Origin of the sequence: Runella sp. (assembly GCF_027484545.1) — a bacterium.
Classification (GTDB): Bacteria; Bacteroidota; Bacteroidia; order Cytophagales; family Spirosomataceae; genus Runella.
Genome location: NZ_JAIXST010000231.1, coordinates 1 through 20,898 on the forward strand (window position 1 = coordinate 1; position 20,898 = coordinate 20,898).

Here is a 20,898-nt window from a genome sequence, read left to right on the forward strand (position 1 = left end):
ATGCCATAAATGCAATTACAGGCAATAATAGAAAAAAGTTATTACCATTACTATTCCAAAGATGCTTCCTTAGCCATAACCACTTTGAGTCCTTCGCTTGACCATAATCTAATTTTACAGCATCATTGAGGACATATGAAGCATTGTCAAGTAAATTGTCTGAATGTGTTGTTTTATTGGGTATATGACTTAAAACTTGGGAACTTTGTTTTAAAAGGGCTATCCCTTTATCAACAAAACCAATATGAATACAATTTAGACCATATAAATATAGAAATTCACCTGTCTCAGAACTCACATTTTTATAATATTTTGAAAATATTTTAAGAATATGATTTGCTTCAATATATCTTTCATTTTTCATGTGGCACTCTGCTTCTTTTATAAATGAATATGCCGCATTTTGGTCATTACCGTTCACCTTTGATAATTCACCACATTCTCTGAAATATTTTGCACCATTATCATAATCGCCTTTTTCTAATGATGTTAATCCATTTTTGAATAATTCGTCAAGATTCATAAGAATATATTTTTTTAAATTTCCAACGACCGCAGGGGTTGATGGTGAGCGAAGCGAGCCTTTACACCCCTGCCCGGTTGGGCTGTTCGCCTGACCTCGCGGCCTGCTACCTGTCGCCGGGAAGCTGCCCATTTTAAGTACTGTACTTTTTCCCTCCATATTCTATCTGAACCGTTCTCTTATGTAATCGATTTGTTTTTTTCCTTCGAGTTTATCAGTAGCAGGATTTGTCCTGACAAAAAACTCTGTTTGGTCATAAAAGCAAGGCTCATTTGATGCTTTGCAGTCAACCTTCAATACCAAGCGCCCACCCACATTGAACAGTTCATAGTCAATTAGTGAATAGAACTCAGAGCCAACTTTTGAGTTTATTGCATTCTTAAAGTTGAGTTTATATTTGTCGGCTGTTGTAAAGAAGTCGTCTTCAACTCCTTTAACTTCTCCATTGTCAGCGATACCTATAAGTAATACTCCACCATCTGCATTTAGAAAACCAACTATATTTTTTAATGACGTTTTTTCAATCTCTTTATCTTTCTGTCCCGTTCTTGTATTTTTTGAAAATGATTCTTTGAACTCAATATGTTTATTCTCCCCTTTCCTTATCAGACCTAAAATTTGATCTTCTATAGAAAGTTGTTTTAATGGACTTTGAATACTTTCAAACTTATCAAGAATCACAGTTGCACTCTTTGGGTTTAAACTAAGTTCCGCCTTTAGCTGATTAATAGTATTCTGTATTTCAGAAAGCTTTTGATTAGTCAGAACCAGTAAACTTTGTTCTTGCAGACTCGGAACTGATACATAACAACTTTCAAGGTCTGATTTATTGATATTGGGAATAAAGCTACCGCTGGTCAATGATCTTAAGATTTGCTTCCCCAAATCTGAATGAAAAAATAGGGCAAGGAATTCTGACTTTACAATATTGGGATTAAGTACTATTTGGAAAAGATTCTGATGTTTAATTTTTGTCTCGTTAATAGCAGCTACAACTGGTGATGGGCCAATCTTGGGTATATAAATACTATTTGGTTTCTCCTGAAAATGTTCACGAGTTAGATTAATCTCGAGAGCGACTTCATTTAACTTATATTTTGAATATTCCTTATACTGTGTTTGAAGATTGTTTATTTCATTCTCAATTCTGAATTTATGAAAAGATTCGAAGTCTTTCCTCGGAATTATGATCCCAGTGGCTAAATTACTTGATGAGGTTCTTGAAATAAAGGATTTTATCAAAGACTCATAGTCACTTGATACTTCTCCAATAAAAAGTTCTTTTTGCTTTCGTTTTTCAAAATGAATGATAATCGGTTGAAATGCTGTCGCTGGGTAAAGCAACTTCTCAGGAAGCTCGAATACAGAATTATAGAAATAACTTTCTAAAGCCAGGTCGTTAATAAATCTTTTTCCTTGTTGTGAAAATAAAATACTTGGCTCAACTAAAAAAAACGCTTCTCCTCCATCTTTTAAAGTCCGTAGCGAAGTTAAAATATAGCTCCAATTTTTATTAATCTTTAATTTAGAAACCGTGTCAACAAGCACTGATTGCAACCCAAATGGAAGGTCGCCTATAATTAAATCAAATTGCCTACTCTTAATATTCTCAAAATCACTTTCAAGTTTTATTTCTGTCTGTGATTGTGTTAAAACATTGAGTATCTGGGGTGTGGAAAAATTTAAGAATAGAATCTTTTTGTCCTGTTCGTCTAACACAAACTGATTTAGAAAATCAGTTACTACTTGTCGGCTTGTCTTCATTGTTCTTTTTTGTTCACTTAACCACCTAATCGTAGTGTCTATTTTGGATTTTTGTTCATTGCATCTTTCAACTTTTCGCCTAATTCAGAAACTTGAGCGGTAGAACTTTGATTTGGCTTAGACCTGTAGGAGGTATTTGTTCGTTTATACAAGATGCTCTTAAGCCAGTCCTGCTTTATCTTGAACTGTTGATGAAAATTCTTAGGCGCACAATACAAAACGAATTCACATATTTTTACTGCTAACTCAATTTTGTCTAATCTTATCAGCACTTCCAAAAAGCTATAAAAACCTGCAATCACATTCTGTCGGGCACCGGATGAAATTTCATCCAGTTTCCTGCCTACAATGCTATTATATAAAAATACACCTTGCTTGTCGTGAATGTCTTTGCAGATTTGTTTTTGTTTATCCCTTATTTGCCCAAAATCTGTAAATGAAATTTCGTTGTACTTACTTTTTTCTTTTAAATCTTGCCAATCAGATATTATTAAGATTGATCTGTACTGTAGCAACATACCCGATAACTCTAAATCTAAGTCGTCTACAAAGTTAAATCCTGAAGAGGCATAGGTAAGTAAACTGTCAATTGCTTTCTCCTTTTGCTCTCTTGTACCGTTTGCCCAATAATATGTTGCCCACATTTTTGTAAATGTAGCATAATGCACTTTTTCATTAGAACCTTTTGCGCTGTTCTTATTAAAATGGTAACTATACTCATCTAAATACCTTAGTGCTAATTCTTTCTTTCCCCTGTCAACAAGGTATGCAGCTAAGTTTAAAATAGCTGGTAGCTTTACTTCCAAAGGGCTTGTTGTTCTGTTTATAATTTGCTTGTAGCTGTCTATAACTTCGATTTCATTTTTAGCCAGCCGGTTAGCATTTGCAGTGAGCAACAAAGAATGCTCAACATCTAATGTTTTGTCTCTGTTTACTTGATTTCTCCTAATAACACAATTACCTTTAAAGGGCCCCGGACGTTTTTCAAAGTAATCACTCATTATTTGAAATATTTCCTTAGAATATATTTCAAAGAATTTATGTTCATCATCAATTTTTATAATTTTCAGTTTAACTAACTCATTCACAGCTGAGTTAAAAACATCAGACTCATGCTCAAGATTCAAGATATATTGAGCCTTTTCTATGACATTGCTCAAGTCATCTAACAAACTCAAAACCACAAATAGGTCTTTGGCCTTTGGTGATAAATATTCATAAATACGGCCATATAGAAAATTGATAGCTGTGTCTCCTTCCTTAATTTTGTAGTTTACCGCATCAGTAAATCCTTTTTGTCCAATGATAAACGCAAATTGAAAAATAAACAAAGGTCTGCCACTAGTTATCTCGAATACTTTATGGTTTTTTTCAGGTATGTCTAACTCATGCTTTATAATTTCATCACTACCAAGCTCCTCATTTTTAATAACTTCTAACAGAAAACGTTTCGTTTCTTCTTGTGTAAGTTCATTAGTCTGAAACTCCTGTCCAATATTTATATTGGCAGCCCTTGTTGTAATAATTACTTTGTGTTGGTTAGTGTTTAGTTGAGATATAAACAAATCTATCTTGTCTTTTTCTTCTTTAGGAAAGGTCTCAAAGTCGTCAATAACAAGGAGTAGTTTTCTTCCTTTAAGGTTAATTATAGAATTTGAATCATCAGTTTCATTGTTGAACAAAACTTTGTTAATTCCTTTAAGTAATTCGGCTAATGTTGTTATCTTGTCGGTAATTTCTTCAATCTTTCCTGTGTAGTAGTCATATTTACGATCCTTAGCTGACAAGAAAACAATATAATCAAAGAATTTGCGCTCATCATTGGCTATGTCTTCGCACAGGCTTTGAATAGTGGCAGTCTTGCCAACACCTCCATGACCCCAAACTGTGGCACAAACAGAAGCTTTGTTTTTAAGAAGAAAGTCCTTCAATCTTCTTTTTATTCCAATATCGATATACTTTTTGTAGTTGTTTTCGTAAATATTACGAATAGTACCATTATGACTTTTAACTTTAATCCCGTCGTTAGTTATATCTAATTCGCAAAATTCATCCCATTCTTGGAAGTGAATACCTGTTTCCAGCAGCTTGTTATATTTAACTCTACCTGTAAGTTTTTCATCAATACTATTGAAGAAAAATATTTCTTTACCAAAAGCTGTAACTTCTATGAATGGAGATAGTCTAAAATAGTAGTTTATGCCGTAACTTCCATAGAGGTTTTTAATTTGAAATTCGCAAATATTTCGAGGGCAACTCCAAACACTATAATTAGTGCCATCACTTTTATAGAGAATACCTTTATATACATTAGCGTCAAGAGAAGTAACGTAAATTATATCTATATCCTCCTTAATTAATGGCAAATCGGATGTTGAAATGGCATTGTATAAATCTTGCAGTATAGAATTTACTTTCTCAGGAGCATCTTCATAAACGAAACCATGGCCTAACAATTCATTTCTTACTTTTGGGTATTTTTCAAGAGCTTGATTTAGCTTACCGCTTTTAAAAATTTCTGTATTTATATCAAGTTTACGACATATCATTACAACTATGCCTATAGTTGGCTTTATTATATTCTGCAATACAAATTCTCTATCTTCATAATCAAGTTTATCTACGTTCTTATTCCATAAATATCCAAGTATGTAAATCAACGTATATTCAAAACGAGCTTGATGGTGCATTTTTAACGAGGATTTATCTCCCATAGATTGTAAGAAATCTATCCGTTGTTGAATCTGCTTTCTAATATAATCCATATTTGTCTACTTAAAATCTTTGAGTCCTTCGGGATTGCAAGATTCAAAACGTGAAATATTTTCTGAGATGAATAAAAGTTTTCTGTATCAAGATTTGTTAAAAACTTGACTGTCGAGACGTGCACCCTGTCGCAAGAATGCTGACCTACAAACCTAAAACTAACTTTTTCTGGCGTTTCCTGTGTCACACGAAACCCGCCGAACGGACAAAAAACTTAACCTCTGAGGCCCGCTTCCTGTGGCCCAGAAACTGGCAAACGAACACTTGAAAAGCCGATGCACCCAACGTGTTATTAGACGAAAAACCGCTTCACTACAACGAGTTGATTCACAGGTATTTTTCGTGCATTGGTTAACACTTTGAGGTTTTAAGTTGTTCTATTGTACAAGAATATTGAATTGTGCCTATATTCGCAAATAATTTTTTATTTATTTATCCAATGGTAGTAAACCATCCTGAGTTCAAGCAAAAAGTGGTTCGGAAATGGAACATAGCAGGCTATCCCAATTACTTTTTTGGGGAAGATAAGCAGTTGTATCGCATAGATTCACGTGATTGTATCCACCAAAATAAACGCATCCTCAAAGGATATTCGCAAGGGTACGTGCTTAAGAGCAGGTTTTTCAGTTTAGACCGCCTTCGTACCATGTTAATCCGATGTACTGATTCGGTTTTATAAGTCGTCGAGGGGGCTGCGTATTTGCCCAATGGCTTCGCTGCTTACGTGTGTATAGCGTTGAGTAGTGCGTATATCGGTATGCCCCAATAGCGCTTGAATGTATCTGATGTCGGTGCCAGCTTCTAAAAGGTGCGTAGCAAAAGAGTGTCGAAGGGTATGAATCCCCGCCCTTTTGGTAATACCGGCTTTGGCCGCAGCCTCGGCAAAAACGATTTGCAGGGTACGAGTAGAGAGCGGCTCGTGGGTTTCGGCATTTTCGATGAAATAGGTTTTAGGCTGCTTCTTTTGCAAATAGTCTTTGATTTCAGGAATCAGTTTTTCGGAAAGCATCACAATTCTGTCTTTTTTGCCTTTGCCCTGCTCAATGCGGATGGTTTTTCGCTCAAAATCAATGTTACTGCATTTTAATTGGCAAAGTTCGCCTACACGCAAACTTGCCGCGTAAATGAGTCGAAAAGCCATTTGGTATTTCAGTCCGGTCGTATGAGCGAAAATAGCTTTTACTTCGTTTTTGCTGAACACTTTAGGCAATTGGTCAGGTACTTTGGCATAGGACAACTTAAAATACGGGAGTTTGGGCTCGCCCAAGACTTGTTCCCGATAAAACTTGTACGCATTGAGCACTATGTTGATAGTGGAGTAGCTTTTCTTTCGCTTTTCGGCCAAAAAATGCAGGTAACTTTTGAGTTCTTCAAGTGGCAGTGTGGCAAGGGGTTTGTCTTTGACAAAATGAATGAGGCTTATCAAAGCACTTTTATAATTTTTAATGGTTTTATAGCTATAATTCCGAATTTGAAGTTCTCGCACTACTTCCTGAATTGTAGGATGGTTGGCAGCCTCTACATTTTTTGGCTTATATTTCCACGATTGTTTTTGGCCAGGCTGCTGATGCGGTGGATTTAGGTACCGATTGATTTCTTCGACAGTGGCTTTTGGCTTATACAATCGGATAATTTCCCGTGAAAATTGACAGTGTTCTTTGCCAAACAATTGGCCTATTTTAACCACACTCCCGCGGGTATTGGGCACTACCCAACACCTGCGGGAATAACTCCAACGGCGACCCGGCACCTGCTCAATGAGGGGATTGGCGGATTTGTCATTGAAAACCGCACACAATAAATCGGGGTCTTGAGTGTCTATGGAGATGTTTACCACGGGGCTTTTTGTCTTTTAGACGAAACAAAATGAAAAAGTAAAGATAAACTCCTCACTTCCTCTTAACCACCAACACATTACTCACTGCCCTTTCCCCTTCATGGTCAAATTTCTTATTATCGCAGGGATAATTCACCACGCCTTTTTTGGCAATCCACATCGTGGTAGAGCCGCCGCCGTCTAAGTTGACGGCATCGCGGCAGCCGAGTTGGCGAGCCAAAAAGGTCAGTTCGGCTAAATTCAGTCCGTAGGATTCAGGAGTGCGGCCGTCTATGGTTAGGAGCAGTACTTTTTTGTCATGCGTTGTGCAGGCGCAGGTGCGTGGGTGTCGGTTGTCGTTGAATCGGACCGCCGACGCGGGCGTTTTTAGAAGAGTTTCATTTTTGCCATCCAAAATAAGTAGAGGTCCTGAAAGCATCACATTGTCGTAAGGAAGGGTGTATTCCCAACCCACCGTTGGTTGCCCTTTTAGAATCCTTATTCGGTTGCGGTGCAGGACAATGGCGGCTTGGCCGTGAAAAGCGGCTTTGCTACCTACTTTGAAACGCGTGGTGTCGGTCACTTGCCCGTTGACTTTGATAAAATCAACCGAGCCCCCGTTTTTTACGTCGAAAAATCCGCCATTGACGGCAATAAGGGCGTTGTTTTCTTGGGCAATTTTGCTCGTCAGGCGCAATTGACCTTTGGTTTTATCTTTTTTGTTCAACGAATCGGCAGTGGCAATGCCCCATTTCAGGCGACGGCTTCGATACGGAATTTCCAATACATTGATGCTTTGGTTGGCGCTAAACAATTCACGGTTTTGAAAATGAATGCTTTTCCACCGAATGCCCCCGCCGATTTCCTGAACGTTCCATTGGGCTTGGTGCAATGCGAGAGAATCATTGGGTGTTTGCGCGTAGAGCGCGGATAGATTTAGCAGCAATAAAAACAGGATGGGTTTCATTTTATTTCCTAATTTTGTGAATCGTTTAACAACAAAATCAATCGAATTATTCTTCAAATATGGCAAAAGTTCCGGTTAATAAGCATCAGCCTGTTTATCAAATGCCCACTTCACCGCTGGCGGTGAAGACTAAAAAGTTTGCGTTGGACAAAAAAAAGTACGTACGCATTGCCTTGCGTCAGACGTGGGAACAGCAAAAAGTGTGGACACTCGTTCCTTTGGGACTTTTATTACTCAATGCAATTTTGGGGCTTACGGGCGTGTATCCTAATATATGGGTGTACATCGTCGTCGTTTTAGGCGCGGCTTTGTACGTTGGTTTTTGGTGGGTACAATTTACGGGGGTAACGCAATTAGAACAGTATAAACAATTGTTTGACAAATACTTATACGAAATTGATAGCCGCCAAATCATGGTAAAAACTAATCCGAAAGAAGGCGGTATCATGCAGTGGGACCAAATCAAAAGTGCCTACAAAGAAAAAGACGCATACATATTGGTGATGGCACGGGGGCAGTTTTTGCATTTCCCAACGTCGGTTTTCAACTCAGAGCACGATTTGCGCCTTTTTGAGCGCATTTTGAAACAAAAGAATCTGTTGCCTGAGGTAAAAGCTTAAAAAAACGGACAACGGACATACGGAAAACGGAATGTTCGGAAAAATGGCTGTGGAAACATAGCCATTTTTTTTATTTTTGGCAAAGCAAAAGTTAAATTGAAAATTAACTGATAGTCAAATCCTTGCGCGCAGGGAATGCCTGTCCAGCGTGACGGTCGGCCGCTGCCGAGCGCGTTGGGTTTGTGCGCAGAAGCTTTGGACAGTCGGAGCGCCGATGCGACTGCCCTTCTTTTGACGGTTCGCCGTTGCGATACTTTTCTTGGGCAAACGGTCCGCCGCTGCGGCAAGAAAAGTAAGGGCTCACCAACTCGGAAAGCTTTTATTAGTAATTCGAAGCAAATAATTCCTAACATACTCCTAACCCTTCCAAAAATCCCTTCACTCATGGACAATCAAGCTCTTCTCAGCCGTCAGGAATTCTTAACTCAAATGGGCCTGTTGGGCATGGCTGCCGCTTTGGTGCCGCTAACAACTCAGGCCGAAAACCGTAAAATCCGCATTGGACTCATTGGCTGCGGCAGCGTATCAGGAATGTACCTGCCGCATTTGTCAAAATCACCCGTGGTGGAACTAATCAGCGTCTGTGATATTAAACAGGAACGGGCAAAAGCAGCGGCTGATAAGTACAAAGTGCCTCATCATTTTCCTCACATAGATCAATTACTGAGCGGACCATCGTTTGATTTGCTGGTCAATCTGACCAATATGCAGGAACACGGGCGGCTCAATCGTCAGGCGATTTTGGCAGGAAAGCACGTTTGGAGTGAAAAACCCATGGCCAATACCTACCGTGAAGGCCGTGAATTGTTAGACTTGGCGATTGAGAAAAAAGTACGGATTTGGGGCGCTCCTGCCGTGGTGAACAGCCCGCAGTTTGCGTTTATGGCCAAAGCCATCAATGAAGGTAAAATCGGAAAAGTAGCGGCGGCTCACGCGCATTACGGGCATTTGGGTCCAACGTGGTCCGCGTTTTTCTACGAGAGAGGAGGGGGGAGTTTGCCCGATTTGGGGGTTTACAATTTAGCGACGTTGAGCGGCTTACTGGGCCCGGTGAAATCGGTTGTAGCGATGACAAACGTATTGACGACGGAACGTCAGGTAGATGATAAAGGAAAAATCAAAGTAGAAGCCGAAGACAACGCCATGGTAGTAATGCAGCACGCAAGCGGAGCGTTGTCGCACGTACAATGCGGATTCAATTATTTTGACCCTTATGGGCACGAAGGAAGCGGTCAGGAGAAACCAACGGTTTCCATTGTCGGGACGCGCGGCGCGATGCACCTCATTGGCTACGATTGGAAACCGTTTGGCGTAGACATGGCCACTATTGACGACGAAAAAGGCAAACGGTACGCTACGGATGCGGGTACACACGTGTGGGAACAGGGTGCATCCGTCATTGCGGAAGCCTTATCAACGGGCAAAGAGCCACTCATTGCGGCCGAACACGCCCTGCACGTATTGGAAATCATTGAAGCCGCTCGTGAGTCGCAGGCAAAGGGCCGGCGAATTCAATTGACTTCCACTTTCAAATGGCCTGTGGTTGTGTAAGTTAGACCCTGAAAATATTTTTAACCAATAGTGAATCAGAAAAGTACAATTTTGTTATGTTTGCATACTGATTGATTATTTTGTTTAAACCCTTTATTTACAAACAGTTGTAAAATTTGACTTTCGTTTAGAAAGTGTGGTATTATTCCTTGTTTAACGAAAATATTATAAAAAGGTTGAAATGAAATAAACTATATTTGCAACTGCCGCGTTAGAAATTCAATCGAAAACTTTCATTTTTCCTTTGATTTATCCCATAAAAACGAACCTTATCCATTGATTATGAGCTACTTGATAAAAGAATCTGACGGTTACCGATACATTGACGAAGGTCAGGGAGATGTATTGCTGCTGTTGCACGGGCTTTTTGGCGCGTTGAGCAACTGGGATGGGGTGATTACGCATTTCAGTAAAAATTACCGAATCCTCATTCCGATGCTTCCTATTTATGAGATGAATCCGCGCGAAGCCGGATTGGAAGCATTGGTTGCTTTTACAGAAGGATTTGTAGCGTCCAAAAAATTAAATGATCTGACCCTTATCGGCAATTCATTGGGAGGACACATTGCTATTCTTTATACTTTAAAAAATCCCGAGCAAATCAAACGTTTGGTGTTGACGGGCAGTTCAGGGCTGTTTGAAAACGGAATGGGTGGTTCGTATCCCAAACGCGGAAGTTATGAGTATATCGCTGAACGGGTAGCCTATACGTTTTATGACCCAAAGGTAGCGACCAAAGAATTGATTGATGAAGTATTCGAAACGACGTCGAGCATTCCTAAGTGCATGAGTATTGTAGGCATTGCCAAATCGGCGCAACGTAATAACGTGGCCAAAGATTTGTACCGAATAGAAGCGCCAACGTTGTTGGTTTGGGGGTTGAATGATACCATCACACCACCGCACGTTGCCCACGAATTCAATCGCCTGATTTCTAATTCTGAATTATACTTCATCGATAAATGTAGCCACGCTCCCATGATGGAGCACCCCGAACGCTTTAATGTGCTGCTTGACCAATTTTTGGTAAATCATAAAATTGCCGAAGTTGGTTTAGTAACCGTTTAAATCGTTCAAAAGTCGCCAAGGGGTTTTAAGCCATTTGGCGACTTTTTTCTTGCAATTTTACGGGCTTCTATTACTTTTACGTAGTAGAAAGTAGTACAACCCCTCAATTATGACACCCGACCGACCCGCTACTCGGTATAGTTATCTTCCCAAATGGCTCGCTTGGCTCGATTTTTTAGGCTTATTGGAGCGAGATCCCTTCGGCAATTCGTTGCTTATCAAACGCTTACTAATTTCTGCCATTGGGTGGTTTACGTATTGGCGCTTTACAGTCGTCAATAAAACACAGATTGAAGGAATAGAACACTTGGAAAATCTCCCGGAACACGACGTTTTGTTCCTCTCAAATCACCAAACCTATTTTGCGGACGTTATCTCGTTTTACCATATTTTTTCGAGTGTCAAGTGGGGTTTTAAAAGTACAATTGTACCGCCGCTCTATCTGTTGGCACCCCGGGCGCGGAGTTATTACATCGCAGCCAGCGAAACCATGAAAGCGGGCATTGTTCCTAAATTGTTTGGATTGGGCGGAGCTATTACCGTAGAGCGTTCGTGGCGAGCCGAAGGGCAAAACGTGAAGCGCGCGCGCGACTCTTCGGCGGGAGATAAAGTTGCCCAAGCCCTCGCCCATGGTTGGGTTGTGAGTTTTCCGCAAGGAACCACCAGCCCGTATGCACCGTTGCGAAAAGGAACGGGGCATTTGATTCAGGATAATAATCCGCTGGTAGTTCCCGTGGTTATTAATGGGTTTCGTCGGGCATTCGATAAAAAAGGACTTCGCTTTAAAAAACGAAATACGACATTGACTGTACGTTTTAAAGCTCCCCGACGCTATGCTCCTTCACTGAGTGTGGAGGAAATTGTGGAATTGGTACGCAAAGAAATTGAACAGGATATTCCCTACGAAAAAATGAAATGGATGCGGGGCGAGGAATGAGAAATGTATTTTCTCTGTGTTCCTCTTTCCCTCTGTGGTTAATTTTTTTAAACCACGGAGAAACGGAGGAACACAGAGGAATTTTAATTGAATAAATCTTCGGTTCGTTCCAACATTAGTATGGAGGCTTGCGGTACAATGACGTATTTTTCGTTGTTGTAAACTACATCAATGGCATTTCGTTGGAGATAAATGGCTAAATCGCCTTCCTGAGCCTGTAGAGGCATGTATTTTACTTTTTCTTCCGTTTCTTTCCAAGGCTCATCCTCTGTGGGCGTGGGAATGGGATAGCCGGGGCCCACTTTAATCACGTAGCCACTTTGTACCTGTTCTTTTTCAGTGACAGTTGGAGGCAGATACAATCCTGTAGGGGTTTGATCAACCGGATTTTTGGGACGGATGAGCACACGGTCGCCCACAATGATGAGGCGTTTCAATTGATTATCGGGGGTTACTTCAAGCATTTTTTATTCCTAAATGGAGGTTTTATGTTGGATAATGTTAGCCAAAAATTGGCCAACGTGTTTAAATAAACAACAATCCTCGTAAAAAAGTTGATTTAATCAACGCCAGAAAAGCGTGGATTGACCACGTTGTTGTTGATGGAGCCAAAAGTATAATTGAGTCCAAAGGAAGACCCGTACCTAAAAGTGGTGGGTAATTGCCTGCCACTGAGTAGTATTTCTTCGGCCGTTCCTGTAGACTTAGCCAGTGAAATTTGGTTTTTGATCAAACTGGCATTGCCTGAAAAACGAAGAAAAAGGCCTTCTAACACTCGCCAAGAAAAATCTAATTCAAGACTGAAACGATATTTAGACGAATCGTGGAGGTATTGGTAGGTACTGACTTCGGAGCTGAAGTTGCCCCACGGCTCCGTAACTCCAAAAATTCCCGTGATTTGGTGGTAGGGTAATAATTCGCGGGTTTTGTCAAAAATGGTGGTTTCGATGTAATCAACGTCGCGGATGCCCGCTTGATATACCCAACGAAACTGTCGGCGAGTAATTTGTGAAATGGGAAAGACGCTGTATTCCAGCGCAGGAGCTACGCTATGGGAATAATTGGTGTTTTGATAAATGGAATGAAAACCACGGTAAAAGCCACCCGCTGACCAATGTTCCGAAAACCCTTTGACGTACAAAGATGAAAACCCATAATTGATATTTGATACCTTGATTTCTTCTCCATTAACGGTAAAGCGGCTACGATTTTCGTTTTGATAACCCGAAAAAATGAACTTGGAGGAAGGAGATACCCGACTCACTCGAAAACTACTGGCGAGTGATAGATAGCTTTTATTGCTCTCGCCGCTAAAATTACCGCTTCCTCCCAAATTGAAAACCCAATAATTCCATCGGTCACGTTCAGGTTGGGTATCTTGCAATTTTCGTTTAGGAAAATTGAAGCTGACCTGTTGAAAAAATTCAGTATCAATCAAATACGGAATCAAACCTTGTTTAATGGTTTTTAGTAAGGATTTACGAATCATATCTTCCGTATCTGTCTGTCGAGTACTGAAAGTAAGCGTGTCTGATTTCGTGTTGTATTGATTATGCCCTAAAAAATTGACCGTATAAGTATGTCCTCCTGCTCCTGTGGTTTGATTGATGACTAGAATTTCAATGTCAGACTGTAAACGATCTCTTACAAAATCGAAAAATGATAATTCAGTACGGACGTAATCGTCGTAGCAGCGAACATTTTGACAATTTAGAAAAATCTTAGGGGGGAGAGTTTGCGCAAAAGTAACGTAAGAACAAAGACTGAACAGTATAAACAGTCGTTTCATAATGCAAGGTTTGTGTAAATAGATATAATACAAGTAGGAAGCTCCTTGTTGTACATATATACTGAAAATCTTGTTTTTAGACTTGTACTTTTCGACGAAAAGGGGGTTGGCTGAGGACATAAGCAGCGTTTTCGTCGCCCAGTTTTGCGGCTTTAGAAAGATCTTGCTCAGCTTGAGAGAGTTGGTGAAGTTTCAATCTTGCCAACGCTCGCCAACGCAAGGACTCAGGCTCTTCGCCGCGCGAAAACCAAACGGCTTTGTCAAAACACAAAAAAGCATTGTTGTATTCGGCCAAACGGTAGAGGACAATTCCTTTATCCAGATGTACTTCTGGGAGCGTATTGTCAAAACTCAACGCTTCCGAAAAATCATACAGAGCGGAGTATAAATTGTCGGCTTTTAAATTGCATTTTCCCCGGTAGGCATACGCAATGGCTGATTTACGGTATTCTTTTATCTTTCGGTCAAAATACGAGTGAGCTTCGGTATATGCCTGTTTTTCAAATAATTCAATCCCCTCCGACAGTCTTTTACGGTCTTTTTCGGTAGGGGTATCGTGATCGGTTAAGTGGTAGCGGATCACTAAATACGGAATAAATAAAAAAATAAGTAAAAACGTTTCCACAGGAATGCAGTAGTGTCAGGGTATTAACAAAAATATAATTAATTAACGATTGAGATAACAATTTGGTTACAGCTTTGGGTGTTTTTTTGTGGTTTTGGGTGGATTTTGTGGTAATTTTGTCCGAATAACTCCCCCATCCAAAAATCATGAGTACTACTTTATCAACAACTACGACAAATACGGACTTTTACCAAATCGATGATTTATTGACCGAAGAGCACAAGATGGTGCGTGAGGCAGTTCATCAAATGATGAATCGCGACGTGCGGCCCATCATTGAAGAATATGCCCAACGCGGCGAGTTTCCGGCGCACCTGATCAAAAACTTTGCAGAAATCGGCGTCTTTGGCCCAACGCTTCCCGTTGAGTACGGTGGCGGCGGTTTAGACTATATTTCTTATGGGCTGATGACCCAGGAAATTGAGCGTTGTGATTCTGGAATGCGCTCTACGGTTTCCGTGCAAAGTTCGTTGGTGATGTGGCCAATTTATACGTACGGTTCCGAAGAACAGCGTCAGAAATATTTACCTCTTTTGGCTTCGGGGGAAATGATTGGTTGTTTTGGTTTGACAGAACCCAATCACGGTTCCAATCCAAGCGGCATGTTGACTCATTTTGAAGATGCCGGCGACCACGTCATTTTGAACGGCTCGAAAATGTGGATCACCAATTCGCCGGTGGCTCATGTAGCGGTGGTTTGGGCAAAAAATGAACAAGGACGCATTCAGGGATTGATTGTAGAGCGCGGCATGGAAGGTTTTACCACGCCCGAAATTCATAATAAATGGTCGCTTCGTGCGAGTGCAACGGGTGAACTGGTTTTTGATAACGTGAAAGTGCCAAAAGCCAACATTTTGCCAAATGTGGAAGGATTGCGCGGACCGTTAGGTTGTTTGGACAATGCTCGTTACGGCATCGCCTGGGGAGCTATCGGAGCAGCGATTGATTGTTACGAAACCGCCCGTCAGTATGCTTTGGAGCGCGTACAATTTGGAAAACCGATTGCGGGTTTTCAGTTGCAACAAAAGAAACTTTCTGAAATGTTGACCGAAATAACCAAAGCTCAATTGTTGGCGTGGAGATTGGGAACGCTTAAAAATGAAGGTCGTGCTACGACGGCTCAAATTTCTATGGCGAAGCGTAACAACGTGGACATGGCCCTGACCATCGCCCGCGAAGCTCGGCAGATGCTGGGGGGAATGGGGATTACGGGTGATTATCCCATCATGCGCCATATTATGAATCTTGAATCAGTCATTACCTACGAAGGTACCCACGACATTCACTTGCTGATTTTAGGGTATGAAATTACCGGAATTCAAGCTTTTAAATAAAGTGTCGAGTTGAAGCAGTGCAAAATTTCGATTTTTCGCGGCACAATTTTTCAAATCTATAATCACTCATTCGCTCAATCACAATTCACAATTAGTACCCCAAGTATGAATTATTCTCGTTTTTTGCCCTTTTTTGCTTTATTGATTGTGTATTTGGTGGGTGCCTTTTACATTGATATAATGGACATAGATGCGGCGCAGTATGCGTCCATTGGTCGTGAAATGGCCGATAATAATCAATTTTTAGATGTTCAATTTCGCGGTACTGACTATTATTTAGATAAACCTCCGTTGCTGTTTTGGGTAACTGCGTTGATTGCTAAAGTATTTGGAGCTACTAATTTTGCCTATCGTCTTGTTCCCCTACTCTCCACATTTCTCGGGATTTACGCCATTTATCGGTTCTGTAAACTGTATTATTCTGAGCAAACAGCCTACATTGCCGCGTTGATCATGGGAAGTTGTCAGGCGTTTTTCCTGATGAACCACGATGTGCGTTGTGATACGTTGCTTACCAATTGCGTAACCGTTTCAATTTGGCAGATAGCGGAATACCTGCGTCATCGTCGTTGGACGTATTTTGTAGGCGGATTTGTGTTTGCGGGTTTGGGGATGTTGGCCAAAGGTCCCATTGCTTTGATTGTGGTAGGCACTGCTTTCTTCGTGGATTTTGTCTTGAAACGTCAATGGAAACAGCTTTTTGACCCGCGTTGGTTGTTGGGTGCTCTGATTATTGGGATTGTATTAATTCCGTATTGCATTGGTTTGTATGGACAATACGGCCAACATGGATTGTACTTTTTCTTTTGGGAGCAAAGCTTTGGTCGAATAACGGGGGAAAACGAATGGGCCAACAGTCCAGGATTGTTGTTTCAGGCTCAAAACTTCCTTTGGAGTTTTTTGCCGTGGGTATTGGTTTTTGTGCCAGCACTTTTTTCGGATTTTCAACGAGTTTGGAAACAACGCTTTCGGCTTGACCCTTCTGATGAAGCGATTTCTTTAGGAGGTTTCTTCCTGCCTTTTGCCGCACTCTCTACGGCGCAATATCAGTTGCCGCATTATACCTTTGTGGTGTTTCCGTTGGCAGCCGTGATTTCAGCGCGTTATTTGAGTCAACTCATTGACAGCAAATCGCCTTCGCCGTTTCGGTGGGTGAGGGGAGGGTTGATCTTTACGGCGGTCGTCATGGCACTGGCCATCTTACTTATCAGTGTTTGGGCTTTTCCATTGGAAAAAATCGTTCTAATCATCATTGTCGGAATGCTGACAGTGCTGATTGTGAGACTGTTCGGCCAAAAACGTCCTCGTTTTTCGCAGTTGGTATTTGCACCATTTTTGGTGGCCATAGCTGCCAATTTGATCATGAACGGCCATTTTTACCCATCCCTTCTGCGCTACCAAATAGGTTCGGTTGTAGGAAACGAAATCGCTGATAACTACAGTAAGGAGCGTGAGCGTTTCTTTGTGTATGACCTTGCCCCCGTCACTGAATACAATATTTTTAACAGTGCCCTTGATTTTTATACCGAGCGAACAACGCCAACGTTGCGCTCTCTTGATGAATTGAAAGGACAATCTGCGAAAGCCGCACTCATTTATACAGACGAGCAAGGTTTGACTTCATTAAAATCGTCGGGATTGCGTTATGAAATTCTGCGTACGTATCAAAATTTCCACGTAACGGGTCTTACGTTACCTTTCCTTAATCCTGCAACGCGCTCTACCGAAACCCATCCGAGGTATTTGGTCAGGCTCAACTGATTTTTATAGAATAGAGCATGGATGAATCAATGAAATCCTATCCGTGCTCTATACTTTTCTTTCAAAAGGATATTGATTATCTCCGTGTTTCTTTACGCCTTTATTAGAGTCGCTTCAAGTCAAATCGTTTTACTTCGCCCGCACCCAAAAACTGGATACGCGTCCCTACAATGGTACCGATGTCATGCTCAATAGGACGACTGAAAGCCGGTTTGCCATTTACAAAAATGGTCATTGAATGGTTTTTTACTTCACAGCGAACTTCTACCCAATGGTTGAAATCAACGCCTAACCCGGATAAATCTTCGGTGTGGCCGTCAAAAACGCGGTTGTTGGCTATGACCTGCAAATCGGCCACGCATCCTTTGGTGCAAAGCGGTATTAGTAGTGTTCCCTTGGTACCGATTAATGCTATTTTGGTTTGTTGACATACGCCATCCCCTTTTCCAAACGTATTTCTCAACGAAGTCTCCATCACGAAACGCTGACTCGGTACTGCCATCGTTTTTTGTACTTTAAACAAACTTACCCACGGAACTGATTGGAAAAAATTCACTTTGGCTTGCTCCAAATCGGCTGTAGTGATGCCGATAGATTGGGGATGTTCAACCTGATTTTTAGAAAAATAAACGGGGATAGGTTTTTTATCCATCATGCGCAGCCAACCGTTGGTTTCGATGATTAAATCGTGGTTTTGTATAACCGAGTCATTGAGTACGAGTTGAATAGGATAAACCCCCGGCGTATAGTACGTATGTGCCCATTGGTACTTGTGTTTATCTACTTTGAAGCGTTGGTGCGTGTCCCAATTTTGTTGAATAAACACACTGTCGGCGTTGGAGTCCGTGACGTCGTATGTAATAAAAGCGGTAGTGGGTAAGCCCGTCGTTACGAGTTGACTGCTGAGGCTGATGTGATGATACCGGAGGTTAGGGGTATAATTCCAAAAAGCTGACAACGAGCGAGGTATCAATAAAATAAAAAGGCACAACGCCACGCTGAACCTAAGATGGTGAGGTTGAAAAATAGAAACTGTAAAAGCCAGTATAGGAGTTTTAGGCAAAACAGTTACTTGGGCGCTGCTGAATACACGCCAATTGTCGTAACCCGCAAATTGCGCCAAGGCATTGAGGGTGCCCAAGTTAGGAGTACTGTCGTAAGGGATTTTTCCCCAGAGTCTTTTTAGGGTACTGGTGCTCAATTGGATGCGTGTTTCCTCAAAAATGCGTTCGCTGAGGTTTTCAAAATCTTGATTTTGCCAGCGTTCGCTACTTCCCCAAGCCAGTTTTTCTTCGATAAGGTCGCGGCATTTTTTGAGTGAGTGTGCTTCTTTATTCATTTGAAAATGAATGATTTACAAGTTTGAACAAATCTGAATATAGTTGAAAAAGCCTTGATTTGGGCTTCTATTGCGTGCAAGGTACTTTTGTCCAAAGATATAATGTATTTCCGGGGCTAAAATTATCTGAACATATCTAAATTTTTTAAACTATGAACCACGTATCGCGTCGAAAATTCTTGCAAAAGGTAGGGTTGGGCAGTTCGTTGCTATCGGTTTCTAACCTCACTTTATCGGCCAATAATAGTAGTAAACCCAATGACGACAAAAAACTCAACGTTGCACTTTGTGGCTTGGGGCGTTATGCCGACGCCGTGGCATACGGTTTGGAGTCATCAAACTATTGTCGGTTGAATGGACTTATTTCGGGAACACCCTCCAAGGCTGCCGAATGGGCAAAAAACTACCGTGTTCCTGCACAAAACGTGTACAATTACCAAAATTTTGATGACATCATCAACAACAAAGACATTGATTTGGTGTATGTGCTCTTGCCCAACGCCATGCATAAGGAGTATGTTATCAGGGCTGCGAAGGCAAAAAAACACGTTATTGTAGAAAAACCAATGGCCCTCAATGCCAAAGACTGTGAGGAAATGATAAAGGTGTGCGAAGCCGAAGGGGTGCAGTTGGCAATGGGGTATCGGTTACACTACGAACCTACCCACTTGGAAATCAAAAGATTGGGACAGGAAAAAGTGTTTGGACAGGTACGATACATTGAGGCTTCGTTGGGTTATAAAACCGACGCCCCGGGCGACCCTAACGAATGGCGAATGAAAAAAGCTCTGTCGGGCGGTGGGCCGTTGATGAATTTGGGGGTGTATTGTATCCAAAGTGCTCGGTATGTACTTGGAGAAGAGCCGATTTCAGTCACAGCGCAGTTTGGCCCCAATACCAACAAAGTGTATTTTGCGGAGGTAGAAGCGTCTATTGCGTGGCAATTGTACTTTCCCGGCGGTGCGGTTTGTACCTCGGTGAGCAGTTATAACTTTGCCATTGATCGGTTTTATGCGGGAGCCGATAAAGGTTTTTTTGAGTTAAGTCCTGCCTTGAGTTATGGGCCATTCAAAGGTAGGAGTACCAACGGCGAGTTGAATTTTCCGGTTATCAACCAACAGACCCAGCAAATGGACGAAATCGCCCGGGTTTTATTGACCAACCAACCCCTCCCCACGCACATTGCGGGACAGGAAGGTTTAAAAGATATGCGGATTGTGGACGCCATCTACAAAGCGGCAAAGACAGGCAGGAAGATTTTAATAAACTAAAGTTGACCAGATTCTACCAAATTGTTGTCACGGACTTGAATAAAATTAATTACTTGCCTTTAGGTTGTTGCGAGGCCGCACGGGCGGTGTATTGTCAAACCCCTGTTAACGGCTGCCTTGCTTGTCTGTTCGTTTATATTCTATTGTTTCGTGCCACGCTTTTTTGGGCCTGCTGGCTGGATAACCATTTTCAAAACGATATTTTTTGCGTTCTTCGGTAAAGTTCCACCACATTTTTTTCGTGTCATTTGTATTTGCATAGTTTACCACCAACCTGAATTGGTCTTCAACGCAAGGGTCAATCCAATAACCTTTTTTCTGTTCGTATTCGTCTGTGAGTTTAGCACCGTCTTTTTGTTTTAGTTCGTTGAGTGAATAATAACCAAAGAAAACAAGGTCTTCGGCAAATTTTATTCCAATTGACGGAATAGTTTGAAATTCTGCCAATGCATAAATTTCTTTTGCTCGTTCAGTTGTAGAGTTTAACAACACTTCCAATTCGTCAGTTGCAAAGTCAAGAATGTTAGCAATTTTGATTTTATTCTTTCTCAAATTTACTTTTTCAATGTCCGTCAGCGGAAGTTTTATGTTAGTCTTATTTTTCATCTTCGGCAAAAGTCAGCAAATAACCGTTATTATCTTCTATTGAAAATTTTGGTACTGGATTAGTGAGTTATGTTAAGTATCTTTGTTGAATGGACATAGATTTTGAAAAATATAAAGGCTTACACTACTGTGACAATGCAAATTGTAAGTTTTACGAAAAA

The 20,898-nt window shown here is 41.1% G+C and carries 18 protein-coding genes; 7 read left to right on the forward strand and 11 right to left on the reverse strand.

The features are described from left to right. The 5 genes from Q0081_RS21325 to Q0081_RS21345 form a co-directional block, all read right to left on the reverse strand. On the reverse strand, positions 1 to 682 hold a 682-nt coding region (locus Q0081_RS21325), incomplete at its 3' end, for a tol-pal system YbgF family protein (RefSeq protein ID WP_298358263.1). A gap of 3 nt (positions 683 to 685) precedes the next feature. Continuing rightward, positions 686 to 2,287 carry an RNA-binding domain-containing protein gene (locus tag Q0081_RS21330; RefSeq protein WP_298358265.1) on the reverse strand — a complete coding sequence of 534 codons (1,602 nt, stop codon included), beginning with the start codon at positions 2,285 to 2,287 and terminating at the stop codon, positions 686 to 688. 38 nt (positions 2,288 to 2,325) lie between these two features. Continuing rightward, positions 2,326 to 5,052 (reverse strand): NB-ARC domain-containing protein, encoded by a 2,727-nt coding sequence (locus Q0081_RS21335; RefSeq protein WP_298358268.1) that lies wholly within the window; start codon positions 5,050 to 5,052, stop codon positions 2,326 to 2,328. A gap of 674 nt (positions 5,053 to 5,726) precedes the next feature. Further along, positions 5,727 to 6,890: a site-specific integrase gene (locus Q0081_RS21340; protein ID WP_298358271.1), complete on the reverse strand. Its 1,164-nt coding sequence runs from the start codon at positions 6,888 to 6,890 to the stop codon at positions 5,727 to 5,729. Between the two features lie 52 nt (positions 6,891 to 6,942). Next, on the reverse strand, positions 6,943 to 7,836 hold the full coding sequence (locus Q0081_RS21345) for a phosphodiester glycosidase family protein (RefSeq protein ID WP_298358273.1): 894 nt from the start codon (positions 7,834 to 7,836) through the stop codon (positions 6,943 to 6,945). A 59-nt stretch (positions 7,837 to 7,895) separates the two neighbouring features. Between Q0081_RS21345 and Q0081_RS21350 the strand changes: the two genes are divergently transcribed. Beyond that, on the forward strand, positions 7,896 to 8,456 hold the full coding sequence (locus tag Q0081_RS21350) for a YcxB family protein (RefSeq protein ID WP_298358276.1): 561 nt from the start codon (positions 7,896 to 7,898) through the stop codon (positions 8,454 to 8,456). 103 nt (positions 8,457 to 8,559) lie between these two features. Here Q0081_RS21350 and Q0081_RS21355 read toward each other — a convergent pair whose 3' ends face one another. Further along, on the reverse strand, positions 8,560 to 8,760 hold the full coding sequence (locus Q0081_RS21355) for a hypothetical protein (RefSeq protein WP_298358278.1): 201 nt from the start codon (positions 8,758 to 8,760) through the stop codon (positions 8,560 to 8,562). Between the two features lie 80 nt (positions 8,761 to 8,840). Between Q0081_RS21355 and Q0081_RS21360 the strand changes: the two genes are divergently transcribed. The 3 genes from Q0081_RS21360 to Q0081_RS21370 all read left to right on the forward strand — a co-directional run bounded on the left by Q0081_RS21360 (position 8,841) and on the right by Q0081_RS21370 (position 12,012). Then, positions 8,841 to 10,007: a Gfo/Idh/MocA family protein gene (locus tag Q0081_RS21360; RefSeq protein WP_298358281.1), complete on the forward strand. Its 1,167-nt coding sequence runs from the start codon at positions 8,841 to 8,843 to the stop codon at positions 10,005 to 10,007. 282 nt (positions 10,008 to 10,289) lie between these two features. Next, on the forward strand, positions 10,290 to 11,075 hold the full coding sequence (locus Q0081_RS21365; RefSeq protein ID WP_298358283.1) for an alpha/beta fold hydrolase: 786 nt from the start codon (positions 10,290 to 10,292) through the stop codon (positions 11,073 to 11,075). Positions 11,076 to 11,184: 109 nt separating this feature from the next. Then, positions 11,185 to 12,012: a 1-acyl-sn-glycerol-3-phosphate acyltransferase gene (locus Q0081_RS21370; RefSeq protein ID WP_298358286.1), complete on the forward strand. Its 828-nt coding sequence runs from the start codon at positions 11,185 to 11,187 to the stop codon at positions 12,010 to 12,012. A gap of 83 nt (positions 12,013 to 12,095) precedes the next feature. Here Q0081_RS21370 and Q0081_RS21375 read toward each other — a convergent pair whose 3' ends face one another. From Q0081_RS21375 to Q0081_RS21385, 3 genes are all read right to left on the reverse strand, one after another. Next, positions 12,096 to 12,476: a co-chaperone GroES family protein gene (locus Q0081_RS21375; RefSeq protein ID WP_298358289.1), complete on the reverse strand. Its 381-nt coding sequence runs from the start codon at positions 12,474 to 12,476 to the stop codon at positions 12,096 to 12,098. A gap of 95 nt (positions 12,477 to 12,571) precedes the next feature. Next, the gene (locus Q0081_RS21380) at positions 12,572 to 13,801 is read right to left on the reverse strand and encodes a hypothetical protein (protein ID WP_298358291.1); all 1,230 of its coding nucleotides are present in this window, start codon (positions 13,799 to 13,801) and stop codon (positions 12,572 to 12,574) included. 76 nt (positions 13,802 to 13,877) lie between these two features. Then, positions 13,878 to 14,426 carry a hypothetical protein gene (locus tag Q0081_RS21385; protein ID WP_298358294.1) on the reverse strand — a complete coding sequence of 183 codons (549 nt, stop codon included), beginning with the start codon at positions 14,424 to 14,426 and terminating at the stop codon, positions 13,878 to 13,880. Positions 14,427 to 14,572: 146 nt separating this feature from the next. Between Q0081_RS21385 and Q0081_RS21390 the strand changes: the two genes are divergently transcribed. Together Q0081_RS21390 and Q0081_RS21395 are read left to right on the forward strand one after the other, a co-directional pair. Further along, complete coding sequence (locus Q0081_RS21390) at positions 14,573 to 15,760, forward strand: acyl-CoA dehydrogenase family protein (protein WP_298358297.1); 1,188 nt, start codon at positions 14,573 to 14,575, stop codon at positions 15,758 to 15,760. Positions 15,761 to 15,865: 105 nt separating this feature from the next. Next, the gene (locus Q0081_RS21395) at positions 15,866 to 17,521 is read left to right on the forward strand and encodes a glycosyltransferase family 39 protein (RefSeq protein WP_298358300.1); all 1,656 of its coding nucleotides are present in this window, start codon (positions 15,866 to 15,868) and stop codon (positions 17,519 to 17,521) included. Positions 17,522 to 17,624: 103 nt separating this feature from the next. Here Q0081_RS21395 and Q0081_RS21400 read toward each other — a convergent pair whose 3' ends face one another. Then, positions 17,625 to 18,860 (reverse strand): hypothetical protein, encoded by a 1,236-nt coding sequence (locus Q0081_RS21400; protein WP_298358302.1) that lies wholly within the window; start codon positions 18,858 to 18,860, stop codon positions 17,625 to 17,627. A gap of 152 nt (positions 18,861 to 19,012) precedes the next feature. On the opposite strand from Q0081_RS21400, the gene Q0081_RS21405 reads away from it, so the two are divergent. Next, positions 19,013 to 20,131 carry a Gfo/Idh/MocA family protein gene (locus Q0081_RS21405; protein WP_298358304.1) on the forward strand — a complete coding sequence of 373 codons (1,119 nt, stop codon included), beginning with the start codon at positions 19,013 to 19,015 and terminating at the stop codon, positions 20,129 to 20,131. Positions 20,132 to 20,236: 105 nt separating this feature from the next. Here the strand turns inward: Q0081_RS21405 and Q0081_RS21410 are convergent, their stop codons facing one another. Then, the gene (locus tag Q0081_RS21410) at positions 20,237 to 20,737 is read right to left on the reverse strand and encodes a helix-hairpin-helix domain-containing protein (RefSeq protein ID WP_298358307.1); all 501 of its coding nucleotides are present in this window, start codon (positions 20,735 to 20,737) and stop codon (positions 20,237 to 20,239) included. Between the last annotated feature and the right edge of the window lie 161 nt (positions 20,738 to 20,898).